Source organism: Plantibacter sp. M259 (assembly GCF_006065115.1).
GTDB lineage: Bacteria > Actinomycetota > Actinomycetes > Actinomycetales > Microbacteriaceae > Plantibacter > Plantibacter auratus.
Genome location: NZ_CP040750.1, coordinates 940956 through 959686 on the forward strand (window position 1 = coordinate 940956; position 18731 = coordinate 959686).

Here is an 18731-nt window from a genome sequence, read left to right on the forward strand (position 1 = left end):
TGTGCGGTCGGGGGAAACGTCCCAGACCCCGCCTCCGAGGGCGCAACGTCCCCGTACGCTATTCAGCACGAGTAGCGAGCCTCAGATAGGTGAGCTGCAGATCGGGGGCTCGAGTGGCACACGACGAGGAACCACGTCCGGATACTGTTCATGAGGCTGAACCCAGTCCCCGCCCCAAACGCCCCACCTCCCGCCGCGACTTCTTCCGCGCGGCAGGCTTCGGCGTCGCGGGCCTCGCTGCGGGCGGTGCGGTCGCCGGCGGGATCGCAGCCGCCACCGCGTCCAACCCGCAGGAGGACTACGGTTTCACGCCGCTCCCCAAGCGCAGCGAACCAGGGTTCGACCACGTCGTCGTCGTGATGTTCGAGAACCGCTCATTCGACCACATGCTCGGCTGGCTGTATCCGGCGGGCGGCGAGCCCGCCGGTCAGACCTTCGACGGCCTCGCCCAGGGCGACTACAGCAACCCCGGCGAGTCCGGCGAAGCCGTCCCAGCCCACGTCTACACGGGCCCCACCGACCAGATCATGGCCCAACCCGACCCGGATCCCGGCGAGTTCTACCCACACGTCAACACGCAGCTCTTCGGCACCATCGACCCCGAGAGCAACGGCGACCTCCGCAATCCGCTGCAGCCGCCGTGGAACCTCCCTGCCGACACCTCCTCCCCCAAGAACGACGGCTTCGTCAAGGACTACATCGTCAACTCGACGCTCGCCCGCGGACGCAAGCCGACGCCCGAGGAGTACTCCACCGTGATGGGCGGCTTCTCCCCCGAGATGCTGCCGGTGTTGTCCACGCTCGCCAAGAACTTCGGCGTCTACGACCACTGGTACGCGGCGGTCCCCTCCCAGACCTTCTGCAACCGCTCCTTCTTCCACGCGAGTACCTCCCACGGATACGTCACCAACATCGAGGGCGACGGCATCGGCAAGTGGCTGAGCGCACCGGCCGTCCCCACCGTGTTCAACCGCCTCGAGGAGGCCGGCAAGACCTGGCGCGTCTACTACGACGCCCAACAGGTCGTGTCCCTCACCGGTCTCCTGAGCGCACCGTCGATCGAGCAGTACTGGAAGAGCAACTTCCGCAGCATGGAGCAGTTCCACGAGGACGCGGCGAACGGCAATCTGCCCGACTACGCCTTCGTCGAACCACGCATGGTGTTCGACCACAACGACATGCACCCGCCGGTCGTCCGTCCCGACAACCCGAGCCGGGACGACGTCGACCCAGAACTCGACTCCGCCTACTCCGACATGCGCGCCGGCGAGCAACTCCTCGGCGAGGTCTACACGGCGATCAAGCACGGGGCGTCGACCACCGGCTCGAACGCGATGAACACGGTCATGCTCGTCACCTTCGACGAACACGGCGGCATCTACGACCACGTCGCACCGCCCAAGGCGACCCCGCCGTCGGGCAAGCCGGAGGCGGGCGAGATGGGCTTCACCTTCGACCGTCTCGGCCTTCGGGTGCCGACCATCGTCATCTCCGCGTACACGAAGGCCGGCAGCGTCATCAACGAGGAAATGCATCACGGCTCACTCATGAAGACCCTCGCCGAGCTCCACGGACTCGACCCGCTGACCGAACGCGACCGCACCGCCACGAGCATCTTCAACGCCGTGAACCTCACCTCACCGCGGCAACCGGTGCTGTGGCCGACGGTGACGCCCGCCTACGTGCCGCCGAACCCCGAGGCGAACGCCCGTGCCGACAAGGACAAGGACCGCAAGCGACCACTCACGCCGCCGGCACTCGGACTCATCGGGATCCTCCTCGCGAAGTACGAGCCGGGAGCACCGCTACCGGACAACTACGCCGACGCCTACGAGGTGCTGACGAAGCACGGTGAAGGGTTGTTCGGCACGCGGGACTGACGGGACGGTGGTGCCCTTCGACAAGCTCAGGGACCGGACCGGGTCGCGACGAATGCGACCGCTCCGGTTCTCTACGCACCGCTCCGAGCCCCGAGCACCCGTTCCGATCCCCGAGCATTCCTCCCGGTCCCTGAGCGCTCCCAACCTCCGGTCCCTGAGCGCTCCCAACCTCCGGTCCCTGAGCACCCCTTCCAGTCCCGAGCAACCCCGCCCGGTCCCTGAGCAACCCCTCCCGGTCCCTGAGCTTGTCGAAGGGTGGCAACCTCCGTCGAGGTGCGACCTCAGAACTCGACGTCCGCCACCAGCGGGAACTCGGTGATCGGCTCATCGCCGAACGGGGCGAGTTCCAGGTACGTCGGCCGGTCATCTTCGATGAAGAGGAGGAGGAACGCGTTCGAGGTGCTCGCTTCGAGGACCGTCTGACGCGTCGCGGTCGGCCGGTCGCCGCGGTCGGAAGTCAGGTCGATCGAGGGGCAGGTGCCGCACCCGCACGTCCCATGCACCATGACGCCCGGGAGCTGTCCCGCCCACCGTTCTCGATCGGAGGCGGCGATGGCCCGGTCGGCACCCGGCTCCGTGCCGCGGGCGATCAGGGCGACCATGAGGTCGCGCTCACGGACGGTGAGGGGGCGCATACCGGCAGTGTACGCGGGTGTCCCAGGTGCCCCATCGTCCCTCACCGCGACCGTCGAGCTACCCTGAGCACTCCTCAGGCGCCCACTGACCGAGCCCGTCACGGCACCAACGCGCAACAGGCGTTGGATAAATACCCCAGATCAGCCGCGTAATCCATCGATGTTCGAATGTCAGTGGCTCATGTTTGGATGGTCCCATGTCCAGCAGCCCACGCGTTCCCCTCGGTCCGGTCTCCGCCGACCCCTTGGGCACGCTGGGCGAGACGGTGTCCGAGCTCCTGCGCACCTGGTCGGGCGCGCTCGACCCGATCCGACCGGGCGACGACGCCATCGAGCAGCTGGCCGGCATGAACGACGCCGGTGTCGTCCGCGTCCTCGACCAACTGGGTGCCGTGCAGCATGTGGTCGAGGTCCTGGCAGCGCGCGTCATGGGTTCGGTGTCGGAGCGCTCCCGCGGCGGCATCGTCGGCCACGACCCGTTGGCCCGCAGCCACGGGTATGCGACGCCGGCCGTCATGCTCTCGGAGCGGTGGCGGATCTCTCGCGGACGCGCCGCCACGATCACCTCGGTCGCCCAGGCGATCGCTCCCAAGCTCGCCCTCACCGGCGACGTCATCGAGTGCGATCGCCCCGAGATCGCAGCCGCCATCGAGCCCCGGCCCGCCGTCGACGCACCCTGCCTACCGCTGGGCGAAGGCGACAACCCGACGTGCACGGTCGACCACGACGAGGCGACCTCTCCATCCGGCTTCGTCCGGTCCGCACTCAGCGTCGAGGGCGCGGGCATCCTGCTGCGCGAACTGCGGCTGGTGAAATCCGGTGTCGACGACGAACGCGTCCACCGCTCGGTCAGCGCCGGCATCGAGCACTGCGACGGTGCGCCGCTCGCCGAGGTCAGCAGCCTCGCCAAGCTCGTCCGCACCGGTCTCGACCAAGACGGCCCCGTGCCGCGCGAGATCGCGCTCCGGAAGCAGCAGCGCTGCACCCTCCGCGAACTCCCCGACGGCATGACCGAGCTCCGTGCCTTCCTCGCGCCCGAGGCTGCGGGATGGGTCCGCGCGACGATGGACGCCGTCGTCGGCAAGCAACTGCGGCAGGTCCGCTTCGTCGACCCCTCGGACGAAACGGCCGGGGCGGCAACAGCCAGCAGCGAGTTGCCCTCAGACGATCCCTTCGACGATGCCTACGTCCCGCCGGCAGAGATGCCCGACACCCGCACGATGGACGAACGCCGAGTGGAAGCCCTCGTCGGGGTCTTCCGTCACGCCGCGGGTTGCGAGTCGGCGGTCATGGAACTGGCGCCCGTCTCCCTCGTCATCCGCATGGACGAACCCGACCTGGCCGACGACGGCCAGTGGTCCGACGGCAAGGCCTACATCGACGGCGTCTCCGAACCGATCTCCGCCGGCACCGCACGGTGCATGGCGGCCGACGGTCGGATCATCCCCATGGTGCTCGGCGGGCCGTCTCAGGTGCTCGACCTCGGAGTTGGCACACGGTTGTTCACCAAGGGGCAGAAGATGGCCCTCGCCGAGCGCGATGGTGGCTGCGCCTGGACCGGCTGTACCCATCCACCGTCGTATACCGAGGCCCATCACCTCGTCTGGTGGTCACGGGGCGGACCGACGGACCTGTCCAACGGCATCCTGCTCTGCAGCTTCCATCACCATCGCATCCACAACGACGGATGGGAGGTCCTCGTGCGCGACCACGTGCCCTGGTTCATCCCGCCCGCGCACATCGACCCGCATCGCATTCCACGACGCGGCGGCAAGCCGAGGCTGCGCGCTGCGTGACGCGCCCGGCACGACCGGACGACTATCTCGACGTCAACCCAATCCACGCGGCCGGACGCTCCGAAGCACTGTTTCCGGTCATTTTCGTTACCCGAACGCGCAAATGGCCGGCGCGCATGGCCTGGGCCAAGCGGTCCCGGCACGTGCGACCGGGCGGAGTGCAGCAATGGAGCTGCCGCTCCGCCTTCCTCCCCGCTGGGCTCGAGCCGGGAACTCTCCCGTAAGCCCTTCGACAAGCTCAGGGACCGGCGGGGCGGTATCGGTCACTGAGCCTGTCGAAGTGCACACGAGAAACCTTGCCCTCCGACAAGCTCAGGGAGCAGAGGGATATCGGTCACTGAGCCTGTCGAAGTGCGCCACGCTGGAGCCGGCCGGTCGCAGGAGTCACCCGTGGGCCCTTCGACAAGCTCAGGGAACAGAGAGCGGCTCGGTCACTGAGCCTGTCGACGTGGCAGCAGCCCGGCGTCAGCACGAAGCCCCGCCCTCGACCGGAGTCGAGGACGGGGCTTCGCAGGGTGAGACTAGGCCGTGACCTGCGCGCCCTTGCGGCGAGCAGCTGCGAACAGCATGCCCGCAGCACCGAGGAGCAGCAGTGCGGCAGCGCCACCGACGAGGACACCCGAGTCCGAGCCGGTGTCAGCAAGCGTCGGGACGACCGGGGCGCCAGCGGCGACCGGGTCAGCGATGACGGCGATCGCGTCCTCGGCGAAGACACCCGCGCTGTCAGTCACGCGGAAGGTGTACGTACCGACCTGGATGCCCTCGCCCACGAAGGTGAGGTCAGCTACGGCGAAACCACCGTCTGCGTCGGCGATGACCGTGTCGCCACCGTCAGCGGACCCGAAGACCTCGCCGTTGGGGTCGATGACGCTGATCGTCAGGGTGTCACCCGGGGTGAAGCCCGTGACGGTCACCGCGAAGCCTGCACCGCCGGGGCGGACGTCGGAGAAGTAGATCGTGTCGGGGTCGACGACCACCAGCGGGTCGAAGACCGGAGCGACGACCGGAGCAGCGAAGTTGTAGTTGTCGCCGTTGAACGAGATCGTCTGGACGACGTCGTCGCCACCTGCGATGACGAGCACACCGAAGGCGAGCAGGTCGAAGCTGCCGAGCGCGGCGCTCAAGTCGGCGATGGACGTCGGCGTGTTCGCGGCGATGCCCGCAATGTCATCGCTGCTCGCGACCCAGTTGCCGGTGAGGCCCGCTGCGCCCGGGTTCTCGGGACGAAGCGTGGTGAAAGTGTTGGTGTCGCCGGTCTCGGCGTAGACCGGGATCTGGAAGTAGGCCAGGTTGTTCGTCGACACGACGCCGGCCGTCGCCGCGATCGCCGCGAAGGTGGCGGTCGTCCCGTCGACCGCGACCGGAGCTGCGTAACCGTTGATGATCTGCGAAGGACCGGTCATCTCGAGGCCGGCGTCGGTGACAACCGCGTCAGCGCCGGGAGGGGTGGTCGAGCCGGGAAGGCCGTAGCCCTCGTGCCAGCCGGTGTACACCGTCTCGTTGGCGGCAACCTGGTCATCGGTGACCTGGATCTCAGCTGCGGATGCGGGTCCGGCGATGAGGAGGGTGGATCCGGCGACAACTGCGAGGCCGGTGGCGAGAGCCGCAGTGCGGCGTGACGTCTTCAAATTCACTGAGGTGAGTACTTTCGTCTAGGGGTCCAACAGGCGCGACGTACCTGTTGGTTTTCTGAGACTAAGCGGATTCTCAGGGAAAGTTAATAGGGGGAACCACTCATTCTTTTGTCCTCCGCACGGGGGACATGGGAGCGAGGTTCGCCCGTGCGCCCTTCGACAAGCTCAGGGACCGGAAGAGGTACTCAGGGACCGGAGGAGGCAATCGAGGACGACGTCGGTCACTGAGCCTGTCGAAGTGCACACGGGAACCCCGCCGATCGGGTCGCGCGCAAGCCCTTCGACAAGCTCAGGGACCGGAAGAGGAGCCGTTCAGGGACCGGAGCGCCGGGACTACGCCAGGGCGGCGACCGTCTGGCGGGCGATCTCGAGTTCCTCGTTCGTGGGGACGACGAGGACGGTCACCGGGGAGTCGTCCGTCGAGATCACCCGGATACCACGCGCACGCTCAGCGTTGCGGTCCTCGTCGAGGATGATGCCGAGTCCCTCGAGCCCCTGCACCGCACCCGCGCGGATCAACGGTGCGTTCTCACCGACACCGGCGGTGAACACCACCACGTCGAGCCCACCGAGGACCGCGAGGTACGCCCCGAGGTAGTGCCGCAAGCGGTGGACGGTCACGTCGAGCGCGAGCTGCGCCGCTTCGTCGCCCTTCGACGCCGACTCGGTGACGTCGCGCATGTCTCCCGTGCCCGACAGCCCCAGCAGACCACTGCGGCGGTTGAGCAGCGTGTCGAGCTCGTCGAACCCGAGCCCCGCCTTGCGATGCAGGTGGAACAGCACCGCGGGGTCGAGGTCGCCGGAGCGCGTGCCCATGACGAGTCCTTCGAGGGGCGTCATGCCCATCGAGGTGTCGACCGAGCGGCCACCGTCGATCGCGCACGCCGACGCACCGTTGCCGAGGTGGAAGACGATCTGCTTCAGCTCACCGAGCGGACGGTCGAGGAACGCCGCAGCCGCCTCCGACACGAACTTGTGCGAGGTGCCGTGGAAGCCGTACCGACGCACGCGGTGCTTCGCGGCGAGCTCCGCGTCGATCGCGTAGGTGTACGCCGCGGCCGGGATGGTCTGGTGGAACGCCGTGTCGAACACCGCCACGTGCGGGACGTCGGGGAACGCGACCTGCGCCGCGTTGATGCCCTGCAAGTTCGCCGGGTTGTGCAGCGGCGCGAGCTCGGAGATGTCCTCGATGTTGATCTTCACGAGGTCCGTCACGACCGGCGGCTCGAAGAAGCGCTTCCCACCGTGGACCACCCGGTGGCCGACCGCGATCGGCGCGTGCTCGTCGAGTGACGGCCCGTGCTCGGCGAACGCGTCGAGCATGACCCGGAACCCGGCCGTGTGATCGGGGATCTCGCGCTCGATGACCCAACGCTCCTCGATGGGCGGCGTCGTCGCGCCGGCCGCATCCGGGAGGTAGGACCGGTGTTCGGCGGCACCCGTCGCGTCGCCGATGCGCTCGACGAGCCCGCTGGCGAGCGTCCGCTCCGTCTCGACATCGATGAGCTGGTACTTGAACGACGAGGAACCGGAGTTCACCACGAGGACGGTGGGCATGTGTGTCTGGACCTATTCCTGTTCCTGCGCCTGGATGGCGGTGATCGCGACGGTGTTGACGATGTCCTGCACGAGCGCGCCGCGCGACAGGTCGTTGATCGGCTTGTTGAGCCCCTGCAGCACCGGACCGATCGCGACGGCGCCCGCGGAACGCTGCACCGCCTTGTACGTGTTGTTGCCGGTGTTGAGGTCGGGGAAGATGAACACCGTCGCGCGGCCGGCGACCTGCGAGTCGGGCATCTTCGTCGCGGCGACCGCGGCGTCTGCAGCGGCGTCGTACTGGATCGGCCCCTCGACGAGGAGGTCGGGCCGACGCTCGCGCACCTGCCGGGTCGCCGAGCGGACCTTCTCGACGTCGGCGCCCGCTCCGGAGTCACCGGTGGAGTACGACAACATCGCGATGCGCTGCTCGATCCCGAACTGCTCCGCCGTCTCGGCCGACGAGATCGCGATGTCGGCGAGCTGGGCGTCGGTCGGGTCGGGGTTCACCGCGCAGTCGCCGTAGACGAGCACGCGGTCGGCGAGGGCCATGAGGAACACGCTCGACACCACGGAGACGCCGGGCTTCGTCTTGATGATCTCGAACGACGGCCGGATGGTGTGGGCCGTCGTGTGGGCGGCGCCCGAGACCATGCCGTCGGCGAGCCCGAGGTGCACCATCATCGTCCCGAAGTAGGAGACGTCGGTGACGGCGTCGCTCGCCATGTCGATCGTGACGCCCTTGTGGGCCCGCAGCCGGGCGTACTCCTCGGCGAACTTGAGGCGCAGGACCGCGTCGAAGGGGCTGACGATCGTCGCCTTGCTGAGGTCGATGCCCAGCTCGATGGCGCGTGACCGCACCTCGATCTCCTCACCGAGGATGGTGAGGTCGGCGACCTCACGCGCGAGCAGGGTGCCGGCCGCGCGGAGGATGCGGTCGTCGTCGCCCTCGGGCAGCACGATGTGCTTGCGGTTCGACCGCGCACGCTCCAGCAGCCCGTATTCGAACATGAGGGGCGTCACGACGTCGGCGCGCGCCACGTTGAGCAGCTCGAGCAGGAGCGGTGCGTCGACGTTCTGCTCGAACAGCGCGAGCGCGGTGTCGTACTTGCGCTGCGAGTCGGCGGCGAGACGGCCACGGGTGTTCATGACGCGGACCGCGGTGTCGTAGGTGCCGAGGTCGGTGCTGACGATCGGCGGGATCTCGCCGAGACCGGAGATGAGTTCCTCCACGACCGCGGGCAGCGGGAACCCGCCGTTGAGCACGATGCCCGCGATCGACGGGAACGTGCCCGAGGCGTTGGCCATGAGCGCGGCGAGGAGCACCTCGGTGCGGTCGGCCGGGATGACGATGACGGATCCCTCGGTGATGCGCGGGAGCACGTTCACCATGGACATGCCCGCCACGACGACGCCGAGCGCCTCGCGGGTGAGCAACTCCTCGCTGCCCTTCACGAGGGTGCCGTCGACGGCCTCGAGGATGCTGTCCATCGTCGGCGCGATGAGGAACGTGTCTTCGGGGATCGCCCAGACGGGGACCATCGCGGCACCGGCGGCGTGACCGGCCGGGGCGACGACGGAACCGTTCGCGGAGCCGTTCGGGTGGATGGCGTCGCTGATCGCGGCGGTGATCTCGAGGAGCTTGTCGGGATCGGCGCGGTTCGCGACCACGGCGAGCAACTGGGCGTGCGCGTCGGCGAGTTCACCCAGGGCGAGTTCGGCGATGTTGCGCATGTCGTCGGGTGTGCGGGCGACGGACTGGCCGAGCTGCTCCCCCGCACCCTGACCGGCGCGGCCGCCGAGCACGAGGAGGACGGGCGCACCGAGGTTGGTGGCGATCCGCGCGTTGTAGCCGAGCTCCGTCGGGCTGCCGACGTCGGTGTAGTCGGAACCGAGGATGACGACCGCGTCGCACTGCGCCTCGATGTGCTTGTACCGCTGGACGATGCGCGAGAGCGCCGCCTCGGGATCGGTGTGCACGTCGTCGTAGCTGACGCCGATGCAGTCCTCGTAGGCGAGGTCGACGCCGTCGTGCTCGAGCAGCAGCTGCAGCACGTAGTCGGGTTTCGTGGTGGACCGCGCGATGGGGCGGAACACCCCGATCCGCTCGATCTGATGGCTCAGGGTGTCGAGGACCCCGAGGGCCACCGTCGACTTCCCGGAGTGTCCTTCGGCAGAGATGATGTAAATGCTTCGCGCCACGGTTTCCAGCCTACGGGGCGGGCTCTGCGGGGGCTGGGTAAGCGCACAATGTCGTGGTCGCAGGGCGATGATCGGTCGGCCTGCGCGAAGGTCTCCAGACCATAGGGAAAACCCCAATGCCAGCTCACAGGAAACTGCTAGGTTCAGAAACAACAGCTGTCACATCCGTCCTGCTTCGGCCTCCGTGCCGCGGCGGGACTTTCTCTGGGGGAACACCTTGTCTCGCACGTCGTCCTGGCGGAAAGCGCTTTCGCTGCCCGTCGTCATCTCGCTCGCCCTCGGTGGCGCGCTCCTCACCGCCGGACCCGCGTCCGCTGCGACCGAGCCGGTCCCGTCGGTCTCCGCGACCGCCACGCCGACCGAGTCGCCGGCGCCGGCTGAATCCCCGACGCCGACCGAGTCGGAACCATCGGCGTCGAGCGATGCCCCTGCCCCCGCTGACGACGCACCGCCCGTGACGGACGAGCCCACCGTGCCGGGTGAGGACGCCCCAGCAGCACCATCCGCGGCCGCCGCACCTGCGCCGGCCTTCGAGGTGCTCACGCCCGAGATGGGCGATGTCTTCACCACGCAGACGATCACCTTCTCCGGCGTCGGTGAGTCCGGAACGCTCGTGGACATCGCGGCGAAGGACTGGAACTACTTCGAGCTGGAGCCCTTCGCGGAAGACGTGCCGGTCGTCGACGGTGCGTGGTCGGTCACCCTCGACCTGCCTCTGGTCGAATCGGTGGAGGTCGCCATCTCGTCCACCCAGCAGACCGATGGTGCGGACACCGTGGTCGAGTTCAACATCACCCTGCCGAGCCAAGCCGAGCTGTGGGGTCTGAAAATGCTGACCCCGACTCCGATGCAGCAGTTCGACACCCGGACGGTCACCATCTCAGGCGTCACCGAGACCGACGTCGAGCTCCGACTCACCGTCTTCACCGCCGCCGGTGAGAGCTCCCCGATCACCGTCACCGGTGGCGCCTGGAGCTACACCCAGGTCTTCCCGGAGACATCCGGACGCGTCCAGACGGTGAGCGTCGTCGCCACCGATGGCTTCTCCAGAGGGTCCACCGGTGTCACCTTCCTCCTCCCCGAGCCGGAACTCTTCCCGGCACCGGTCATCGAGACACCGACCCCGGGTCAGGCGCTCGTCGGTGACGTCGTCACCTTCTCCGGCACCGCGACGCCGAACCACTACATCGCGGTGGCCCTCTTGCCGACCGCGTTCTACAACGCGCTTCAGAACGAGCTCGAAGACATCGCGAACGGCACCGGCGACAATGCCCGCCTCGCCCTCCCCGAGGGCAGGATGCAGCACCGGTCGACCCGCGCGCGCCGATCCTCGTCGGCGAAGACGGCCGCTGGTCCGTGACGGTCGCCATCGCCCCGGGCGACTACACCGCGGTCGCGTCACTCGTCTACGATCCGAACGCGGCCGTCCCACAGGTCACCTCGCTCCCGTCGGCACCGGTGCAGTTCACGCTCGCCGCAACGGCACCCGCGACGTCCGGTCACGGCCCGACCCTCGCGGAGACCGGCGCCGACACCACGGCACCGCTCGGCCTCGCCGCGATGCTGCTCCTCGGCGGCCTCGCGCTGGTTGCCGTCCGGAAGCGTCGCGCCCAGCTCAGCTGATCTGACGTGCTCGGAAGCCCCGGAGTCCTGCCACCGCAGGGCTCCGGGGCTTCGTCATTGGCGGGCGACGGGAGACCGGCGCCGGAGCAGGAGATCCGCGCGAGCGCAGGAGGAAGCGGCGCCGGGTATCCTGCTGCCGGGCGGATGTCCTGCTGCGGCGGCGCGGGGCCGATCGTGCAGGGCCGGAGACAGACACCGCAGGCACCGCGGGCACGAAAAGACTCCCCGCGCACCCGCCAGAGCCCGGTTACCCTTGCTGCGTTTCCGCCCTGGGGGAGTTGGCCTGGATGGCGCCACGCGGGGAGCCGTCACCTAGTGTACCCGAGCCGCGACCGGGTTGCGTACGCCCCGGTTGAGGCGTTGACTGACGGATCTGGGACCACTGGCCCCAGACCACCGATCGACCGCCGTCCCCACGAACGGACAGCGCACCGACCGGGACCGCATCGAACGAGAGGACTCACATGACCGACGTCGTCATCGCCGGAGGACACGGACAGATCGCCCTGCACCTGCAGCGACTGCTCGCCGAAGCAGGACACTCCCCCGCCGGCATCATCCGCAACCCCGAGCAGGTGGGCGAGCTCCAGGGCATCGGCTCCCGCGCCATCGTCCTCGACCTCGAGCACTCCTCGGCAGCCGAACTCGCCGACGAACTCGCCGGAGCCGACGTCGTCGTGTTCGCGGCGGGAGCCGGCCCGAACAGCGGCGCCGACCGCAAGCTCACCCTCGACCGCGACGGCGCCATCCTCCTCGCCGAGGCGGCCGAGCTCGCCAAGGTCCCGCGCTACGTCATGGTGTCCGCGATGAGCACCGACGACTTCGACCCGGAGTCGGACGACGTGTTCCAGGTCTACCTGCGGGCCAAGTCCGAGGCCGACGCCGACCTCCGCGGGCGCGACCTCGACTGGACGATCGTCCGCCCCGGTGGCCTGACCGACGACGCCCCGACCGGCACGATCACCGCCGCGACGACCACCGACCGCGGCTCGATCCCGCGCGCCGACGTCGCCGCCGTGCTGTTCGCGCTCATCGAGTCGGGCGCGGCGTCCCGCACGCAGTTCGAGGTCATCGGCGGCGAGACCCCGATCCGCGAGGCGCTCGCGGCGCTGTAGGTCCCTGCACCTCGACAGGCTCGGTGAACGGATCCCTGTTCCCGGGCCTGTCGTCGTCTCCGGCAGACCCGGCCTGAAGCCGGTACCCGGTCACTGAGCCTGTCGAAGTGCACACGGGACACCCTGCCCTCCGACAAGCTCAGGGACCGGAGAGGGTTCCACGGACCGTCGAGGGCTCCAGGGACCGCAATGGAGCCGGGCAACGAACACCGGTCACTGAGCCTGTCGAAGTGCACACGGGACACCCCCCTTCGACAAGCTCAGGGACCGGAGAGGGTTCCAGGGACCGTCGAGGGCTCCAGGGACCGGAACCGAGCCGGGCAACGAACACCGGTCACTGAGCCTGTCGAAGTGCACACGGGACACCCTGCCCTTCGACAAGCTCAGGGACCGTGGAGGGTTTCAGGGACCGGAGAGGGTTTCAGGGACCGGAAGACGTCTCACCGACCGGGTACGTGCTCAGTGCTCGGTCCACACAACCGATGCGTGTGCTGGCTCCGAAGAGTTCCCTGACCGGCACCGGCATCGTGTGCGTGCAACCTGGCGCACATATGGAGTTCCTGTGGGCGACACGTCCAGGGGTGTTACCTGTTCGTTATCAGTCTTAGGATCGGGCAACGGGTTCCGGCCCGGACGATGCACGCAGCGCGACGGAGGCCGACGATGGACCAACGCTACGACCCCGCGTTCCAGCGCGGACACACCGACGAGCGCACGCGCCCGAACGCCGCCGACGCCGGCCGCCGCAGCCACCTCGCCTCGCTCGAGGAGATCGCCCCGCAGCTCATCCAGCCACCCAGCGACGGTCGCCCCGTCCGCCCACCGACTGACGACCGGTTCGACGACGGCCCGCGCGCCCGGCCGTCCCGCGGTATGCCCTCGCAGCCCGACCGTCGCATCCACCCGTTCGAAGCTCGGACCGGCGACACCACGGCGGTCGCCGATCAGCCTGGGGCGGCAGGTCCCGAAGCGCAGCAGACCCAGTTCGACCAGGAGCGGTACGACGAGTACCTCGACGCTGCCGACGCCCACCGCGTCCGCGCCGTCGTCTGGGAACGGGTCCTCTGGATCGTCGGTGTCGTCTTCACCCTCGGCGGCGGCGTGGGGCTGTGGCAGTCGTTCACCCTGCTCTACCGCGGGTTCGTCGGCGACAGCGGCCCGACCGACAACTACCTCTGGATGCAGTTCCTCGGAGCACTCGCCCCGACCCTCATCACGATCGGCCTCGCCACCATCGTCGCGCTGCTGTTCAAGCGCATGCTCGACCACGACCGCAGGAGCCGACCATGACCGAGCAGAGCAACACCAGCCGCGCCCCGCGGGACACCGTCGCCGAACTGAAGCCCGCGCTGAACGCCGAGGAGTTCCAGGTCCTGGCCGAGCGCATCCTCGACAACGTCGAGCGCGTCCTCGACGGCAAGCCGTTCGCGGCACGGATGGCGCTCATCGTGATGCTCGCCGAGGGTCACCTGCTCATCGAGGATGTCCCCGGCGTCGGCAAGACGGTCCTCGCGAAGGCCCTCGCCGCGTCCGTCGGCAGCACCGTCCGCCGCATCCAGTTCACGCCCGATCTGCTCCCCTCCGACGTCACCGGCGTCTCGATCTTCAACCAGGTGGACCGCGAGTTCGAGTTCAAGCCCGGCGCGGTGTTCGCCAACATCGTCATCGCGGACGAGATCAACCGCTCCTCGCCGAAGACCCAGTCGGCGCTGCTCGAGTCGATGGAGGAGCGGCAGGTCACGGTCGACGGCGAGACGCACGCCCTCCCGTCGCCGTTCACCGTCGTCGCCACGCAGAACCCGCTCGAGATGGAGGGCACCTACGCCCTGCCCGAGGCCCAGCGCGACCGCTTCATGGCGCGCATCTCGATGGGGTACCCCGACGCTTCCGCGGAGCTCGCGATGCTCCGCCAGCGTGACACGGTCAACCCGCTCGACACCATCGGTCCGGTCGCGTCACGCGGCGACGTCGAGCGCCTCATCGCCTGGGCCCGCGGTGTCTTCGTGTCGCCGATCGTCGAGCAGTACTGCGTCTCGCTCGTGCAGGCGACCCGCGTGCACCCGGAACTCCGACTCGGCGCGAGCCCCCGGGCCACCCTGCAGCTCGTCCGCGCCGCAAAGGTGCTCGCCGCGCTCGACGGTCGCGAGTTCGTCCTGCCCGACGACATCGACCAGCTGCTGGCACCGGTCCTCGCCCACCGACTCATCCCCACCCGCCGCGCGGTGAGCGCCCACGACCGCTCGGGCGTTCAGGCGGTCTCCGAGGTGCTCGTCGAACTGCTGGAGCGGACGCCCGTGCCGCACTCCGGGCGCACCGAGCTGAGGTCCTGATCCGATGGCCCTGCACCGCAACCGTCGGTTCGATTCTGACCCGGCACCGGAGGTCCTGAGCCCATGAAGCGTCGCGTGCCGTTGACGAGACGTGCGGTCGGCGTGCTCATCGCGGCCGGCGTGTGCCTGATCTTCGCGCGCGGGATCGGCTCGCCGGAGTTGCTCGCAGCGGCCGGCCTGCTCGTCGCGCTCGTCGCCGCCAGCTTCGGCGCGGTCTACCTCGAGCGGCCGTCGCTCCGGGTCGACCGCATCACCCGGCCCGACCTCGTCGCGGTCGGCGGGCGGATCTCCGTCGAGGTCACGATCGCCGAGACGAGCGCACTCCCCCACGTCCACACGGAGTGGAAGGACCGCGTGCCGGCCGGACTCGCCGGCAGCGCCGAGGGGACCCTGCCGAGTACCGGCGTCGCGGGCATCGGTTCGCGCCGTCGGACGGCCGAGTACACCGTGACGGCGCTGCGCCGCGGAGAGCACGACCTCGGCCCGCTCGGACTCACCGTGAGCGATCCGTTCGGCCTCGTCGTCCGTCGGCGCGACGTCGGCGGAACGCATGCGGTCGTCGTCCTGCCGGAGGTCGTCGTCCTGCCGGAGATCCCCGCGCTCACCGCCAGCCGCGACGGTTCCACACGCCCGTCATCGCTGCACGTCGGTGCGGGTGAAGACGACATCATCGCGCGCCCCTACCTGCCGGGGGACGCGATCCGCCGACTGCACTGGCGGGCGAGCGCGCACCACGGTGAGCTGATGGTGCGGCAGGAGGAGCAGCGCAACGACCCCGAGACGACCGTCCTCCTCGACACCGCCGCAGCCCACTGGGCCTGGCCCGACGACGATCCGTCGTACCTGCCGGCGTTCGAGCAGGCCGTGTCGCTGGCGGCCTCGATCACCGCCCACCTCGTCGACGCCGACTACCGGGTCAACCTCGTCGGCGCCGGCACCGAGGAGCTTTTCCGCGAGATCGGTGCGAGATCCGCGTCCGGTGGACTGCGGTCCAGCCCCGTCGGCGACATGGGCGACGCGCTCGCCCGCGGCGGGCAGCATCTCGAGGAGGACGACCTCGACGCCGCCCTGCTCGACCTGGCCCTCCTGCGTCCGTCGGTGCAGCCCAACCGGTTCCTCGACCTCTCACCCGTCATCGCGGCACGCCGGTCGCAGCCGGTCATCGCGATCCTCGGCGACGTCGAAGAGGGCGACCTCGGTGAGCTGACCGCGGTCGCGCACCTCTCACCGCTCCCCGTCGCACTCCTCCCGGCCGGCGCTCGGCGTCGGTCCATCGAGCTCCTGGAGTCGGCCGGGTGGCGCTGCCACGTCGGCGAGCGCGGCGCATCGTTCCAGGCGCTGTGGTCCGGCACGAGCGGTCCGGCGACCACCACGCTCGCGCCGTCGACCGGCCGTAGCGATCGAAGCGGCCGGGGCGGACGTCGTGGTGCCGGAGGTGCGCATGTCCGTCGCTGAGGAACGCCGTGCGGCGGCCACGCGGGATGCCGCTGCGCGTCTCCAGGCAGCGCGATCAGGCGTCGGTCCCGGAGCCCGCTCGTCGAACCCCCGACGTCCGTCCCCGGGCGGGACGAGCGGCGGCTCGTGGTCGGGAAGCGCCGGCGGACGCCGCGACGACCCGCGGGACACCGCGAACGTCGGCGACCTGCGTCTGGGCCTCGCCGCCTTCCTCCTCCTCGCGACGGGCGGTCTCGGCTTCGGGCGGGTGCTCGACGCGCTCGACTGGTGGTTCGTCACGAACCTCGTCATCGCGATCGTCCTCGCCACGGCGATCCTCCTCCGGCGCACGAGACTGCCGGCGGTGTTCGTGTGGCTGGGCACCGGCGTCGCATGGCTGCTGACGATCACGCTGTTCTTCGCCAGTGAGACGGCGATCATCGGCATCGTCCCGACCCCGACGACGCTCGGCGCCTTCGAACGGTTGCGCGACGCCGGGTTCCAGACCTTCCACGACGGCTCGGCCCCACTCGACACCGACGCTGGCGTGGTCTTCGTCATGGCCGCGGGCGGTGGCCTCGTCGCGCTGGTGATCGCCTGGCTCGTGCTCGGTCGGCACGCGCCGGTGCTCGCGGCCGTCCTGGTGTTCGCCGTGTACGCCGGGCCGACGGTCGCCGTGTCGTTCCCCCTCGATCCGTGGGTGTTCGCGTTCGTCGCCCTCTCCTTCCTCTGGCTGCTCCGCGAGGACGTGCGACGCCGGGAGCTGCTGCGAGCGCTCGCCTCGGCCCGGGCTGCCGGCGATGGACGCGGCGCCGGCCCGTCGGCGATGACCGGTGTCGGCCGCTTCGGAGGCCTCGGCCCGGCCGTCCTCGTCAGTGCCGTCGCGGTGGTGGTCGCCCTCCTCACGCCGGCCGTACTCCCCGACCTCGCCGTCCGGGACGTGACCGCTGGCGCCCGTGGCAGCGGTCCGTTCGTGAACGGCATCAACCCGCTCATCTCGCTCGGCCAGAGCCTACGGCGCCCCGCGAACACGACCGCGCTCGAGTACACGACCACCGCCGACGAACCGCCGTACCTCAAGGTCACCGACCTCAACGAGTTCACGGGCACCGTCTGGGGACCGGACAACTCGGGCTACAACGACGGCAACACGCTCGACGCCTTCCCCGCGCCGGCCGGGCTCAGCGAGGCGATCCCGGTGGAGACCTTCGAGACGACGGTCACGGTGGACTCGCTGTCGAGTCCCTGGCTGCCGTTGCCGTATCCGACGCAGAAGGTCGACGGCCTCCGCGGTGACTGGCGGTTCGAAGCCGCCGGGCTGACGGCGATGGCGGAGCGTGGATCCACCCGCGGGCAGACGTACACGGCGACGAGCACGGCGATCCTGCCGACCGCACAGCAGATGCGCGACGTCCCGCCGGTCGCCGACCCGGCGTCCGCCGCCCCGTATCTCGAGCTGCCCGACGACCTGCCGCAGATCATCCGTGACACGGCCGCCGACGTCACGGCGACCGCCTCCACCGACTACGACCGCGCGATCGCCCTGCAGCGCTACTTCCGCAGCACCTTCGAGTACTCGGAGTCGGCACCCGTCGAGGAGGGCTTCGACGGCAGCGGAGCCGAGGTCATCGCGACGTTCCTGGAGCGCAAGGCCGGCTACTGCATCCACTTCTCGTCCGCGATGGCCGTGATGTCGCGCGTGCTCGGCATCCCCGCGCGCATCGCCATCGGGTACCTGCCGGGTACGACGATCGACAACACCCCGGCGAACCGCGACACCTACATCGTGACCTCGGACCAATTGCACGCCTGGCCGGAGCTGTACTTCGAGGGCGTGGGCTGGGTGCCGTTCGAGCCGACGGCCAGCCGTGGTGTCGTGACGCAGTTCAGCGATGCGAGTACGGCGACGCCCGGGAGCGGATCGGTGAGTCCCGACAGCCGTCCGGCTCCGACCGCGGCGTCGACGCCCACGCCCACCGCGGACGCGCTCGGCGGACCGACCTCGACCCAGTCCGGCGGGGCGTTCACCGCGGCCCTCGTCCCGCTCGCGATCCTGCTCGGCGTGCTGGTGCTGCTCGCCACCCCGTCGATCGCCCGGGGTCTCCGGCGTGCGGCCGGGCGTCGGCGTGCATTGGCCGAGGGGACCTCGGCGGGCTGGGCCTGGGCGGAGTTCCTCGACACCGCCCGCGACCTGGGCTTCCCCGTGACGTCGGCGGAGTCACCACGCGGGTTCGCATCGCGGCTGCGCGGGCAGTTCCGGATCGAGTCGCCGGCCGTCGACCGGCTCGTGGCGGCGGTCGAGCGGGAGAGCTATGCGCCGAGCACTGGTGGTGCGGCGAGCGCCGGTTCCGTCGACGCAGCGTTGGCTGATGCGAAGGCGGCGCTGCGGTCGGCGAGTCAGCCGCTCGAACGCGCTCTCGCGGCAGTCCTCCCGCGGTCGCTCGTGCTGCGGCGCAACCAACGGGTGGACTGGCGACCGCCTGCCGCGAGCTGACACGAGCGGCGCTCCGTGCCGGTGTCTCCGACCGCGGGCGTTCGTGCTCGGC

13 protein-coding genes and 1 other RNA gene are annotated in these 18731 nt (G+C 69.7%); 9 read left to right on the plus strand and 5 right to left on the minus strand.

The features are described from left to right. The first annotated feature begins 113 nt into the window (after positions 1–113). Positions 114–1880 carry an alkaline phosphatase family protein gene (locus FGL15_RS04130; RefSeq protein WP_138945067.1) on the plus strand — a complete coding sequence of 589 codons (1767 nt, stop codon included), beginning with the start codon at positions 114–116 and terminating at the stop codon, positions 1878–1880. Positions 1881–2161: 281 nt separating this feature from the next. On the opposite strand, the gene FGL15_RS04135 is transcribed toward FGL15_RS04130, so the two are convergent. Continuing rightward, positions 2162–2515, minus strand: a complete 354-nt coding sequence (locus FGL15_RS04135) for a hypothetical protein (RefSeq protein WP_138945068.1) — start codon at positions 2513–2515, stop codon at positions 2162–2164. Positions 2516–2712: 197 nt separating this feature from the next. Between FGL15_RS04135 and FGL15_RS04140 the strand changes: the two genes are divergently transcribed. Next, the gene (locus FGL15_RS04140) at positions 2713–4311 is read left to right on the plus strand and encodes an HNH endonuclease signature motif containing protein (RefSeq protein WP_138945069.1); all 1599 of its coding nucleotides are present in this window, start codon (positions 2713–2715) and stop codon (positions 4309–4311) included. 521 nt (positions 4312–4832) lie between these two features. On the opposite strand, the gene FGL15_RS04145 is transcribed toward FGL15_RS04140, so the two are convergent. From FGL15_RS04145 to pta, 3 genes are all read right to left on the minus strand, one after another. Next, the gene (locus tag FGL15_RS04145; RefSeq protein WP_138945070.1) at positions 4833–5945 is read right to left on the minus strand and encodes a hypothetical protein; all 1113 of its coding nucleotides are present in this window, start codon (positions 5943–5945) and stop codon (positions 4833–4835) included. A 333-nt stretch (positions 5946–6278) separates the two neighbouring features. Beyond that, entirely contained in the window at positions 6279–7502 is a 1224-nt protein-coding gene (locus FGL15_RS04150) for an acetate/propionate family kinase (RefSeq protein ID WP_138945071.1), read from the minus strand. 12 nt (positions 7503–7514) lie between these two features. Then, entirely contained in the window at positions 7515–9683 is a 2169-nt protein-coding gene (gene pta / locus FGL15_RS04155; RefSeq protein ID WP_138945072.1) for a phosphate acetyltransferase, read from the minus strand. Between the two features lie 217 nt (positions 9684–9900). Here pta and FGL15_RS04160 point away from each other — a divergent pair, with 217 nt between their 5' ends. Both FGL15_RS04160 and FGL15_RS04165 read left to right on the plus strand, forming a co-directional pair. Then, a complete protein-coding gene (locus tag FGL15_RS04160; RefSeq protein ID WP_138945073.1) occupies positions 9901–11043 on the plus strand; it encodes a hypothetical protein in 1143 nt (380 codons plus the stop codon). Continuing rightward, positions 11040–11306 carry an LPXTG cell wall anchor domain-containing protein gene (locus FGL15_RS04165; protein ID WP_168223309.1) on the plus strand — a complete coding sequence of 89 codons (267 nt, stop codon included), beginning with the start codon at positions 11040–11042 and terminating at the stop codon, positions 11304–11306. The genes FGL15_RS04160 and FGL15_RS04165 overlap by 4 nt, the downstream gene beginning before the upstream one ends. Before the next feature lie 213 nt (positions 11307–11519). Here the strand turns inward: FGL15_RS04165 and ffs are convergent. Continuing rightward, positions 11520–11616: signal recognition particle sRNA small type (ffs, locus tag FGL15_RS04170), an RNA gene on the minus strand. Positions 11617–11770: 154 nt separating this feature from the next. Between ffs and FGL15_RS04175 the strand changes: the two genes are divergently transcribed. The 5 genes from FGL15_RS04175 (at position 11771) to FGL15_RS04195 (ending at position 18679) form a co-directional block, all read left to right on the plus strand. After that, complete coding sequence (locus tag FGL15_RS04175; protein WP_064294959.1) at positions 11771–12421, plus strand: SDR family oxidoreductase; 651 nt, start codon at positions 11771–11773, stop codon at positions 12419–12421. 663 nt (positions 12422–13084) lie between these two features. After that, positions 13085–13711 (plus strand): hypothetical protein, encoded by a 627-nt coding sequence (locus FGL15_RS04180; RefSeq protein WP_138945075.1) that lies wholly within the window; start codon positions 13085–13087, stop codon positions 13709–13711. Continuing rightward, complete coding sequence (locus tag FGL15_RS04185; protein ID WP_086475010.1) at positions 13708–14751, plus strand: MoxR family ATPase; 1044 nt, start codon at positions 13708–13710, stop codon at positions 14749–14751. Before FGL15_RS04180 ends, FGL15_RS04185 begins: the two co-directional genes overlap by 4 nt. 63 nt (positions 14752–14814) lie before the next feature. Further along, positions 14815–16206, plus strand: a complete 1392-nt coding sequence (locus FGL15_RS04190) for a DUF58 domain-containing protein (RefSeq protein WP_138945076.1) — start codon at positions 14815–14817, stop codon at positions 16204–16206. Next, positions 16193–18679 (plus strand): DUF3488 and transglutaminase-like domain-containing protein, encoded by a 2487-nt coding sequence (locus FGL15_RS04195; RefSeq protein WP_138945077.1) that lies wholly within the window; start codon positions 16193–16195, stop codon positions 18677–18679. Before FGL15_RS04190 ends, FGL15_RS04195 begins: the two co-directional genes overlap by 14 nt. Positions 18680–18731 lie beyond the last annotated feature (52 nt).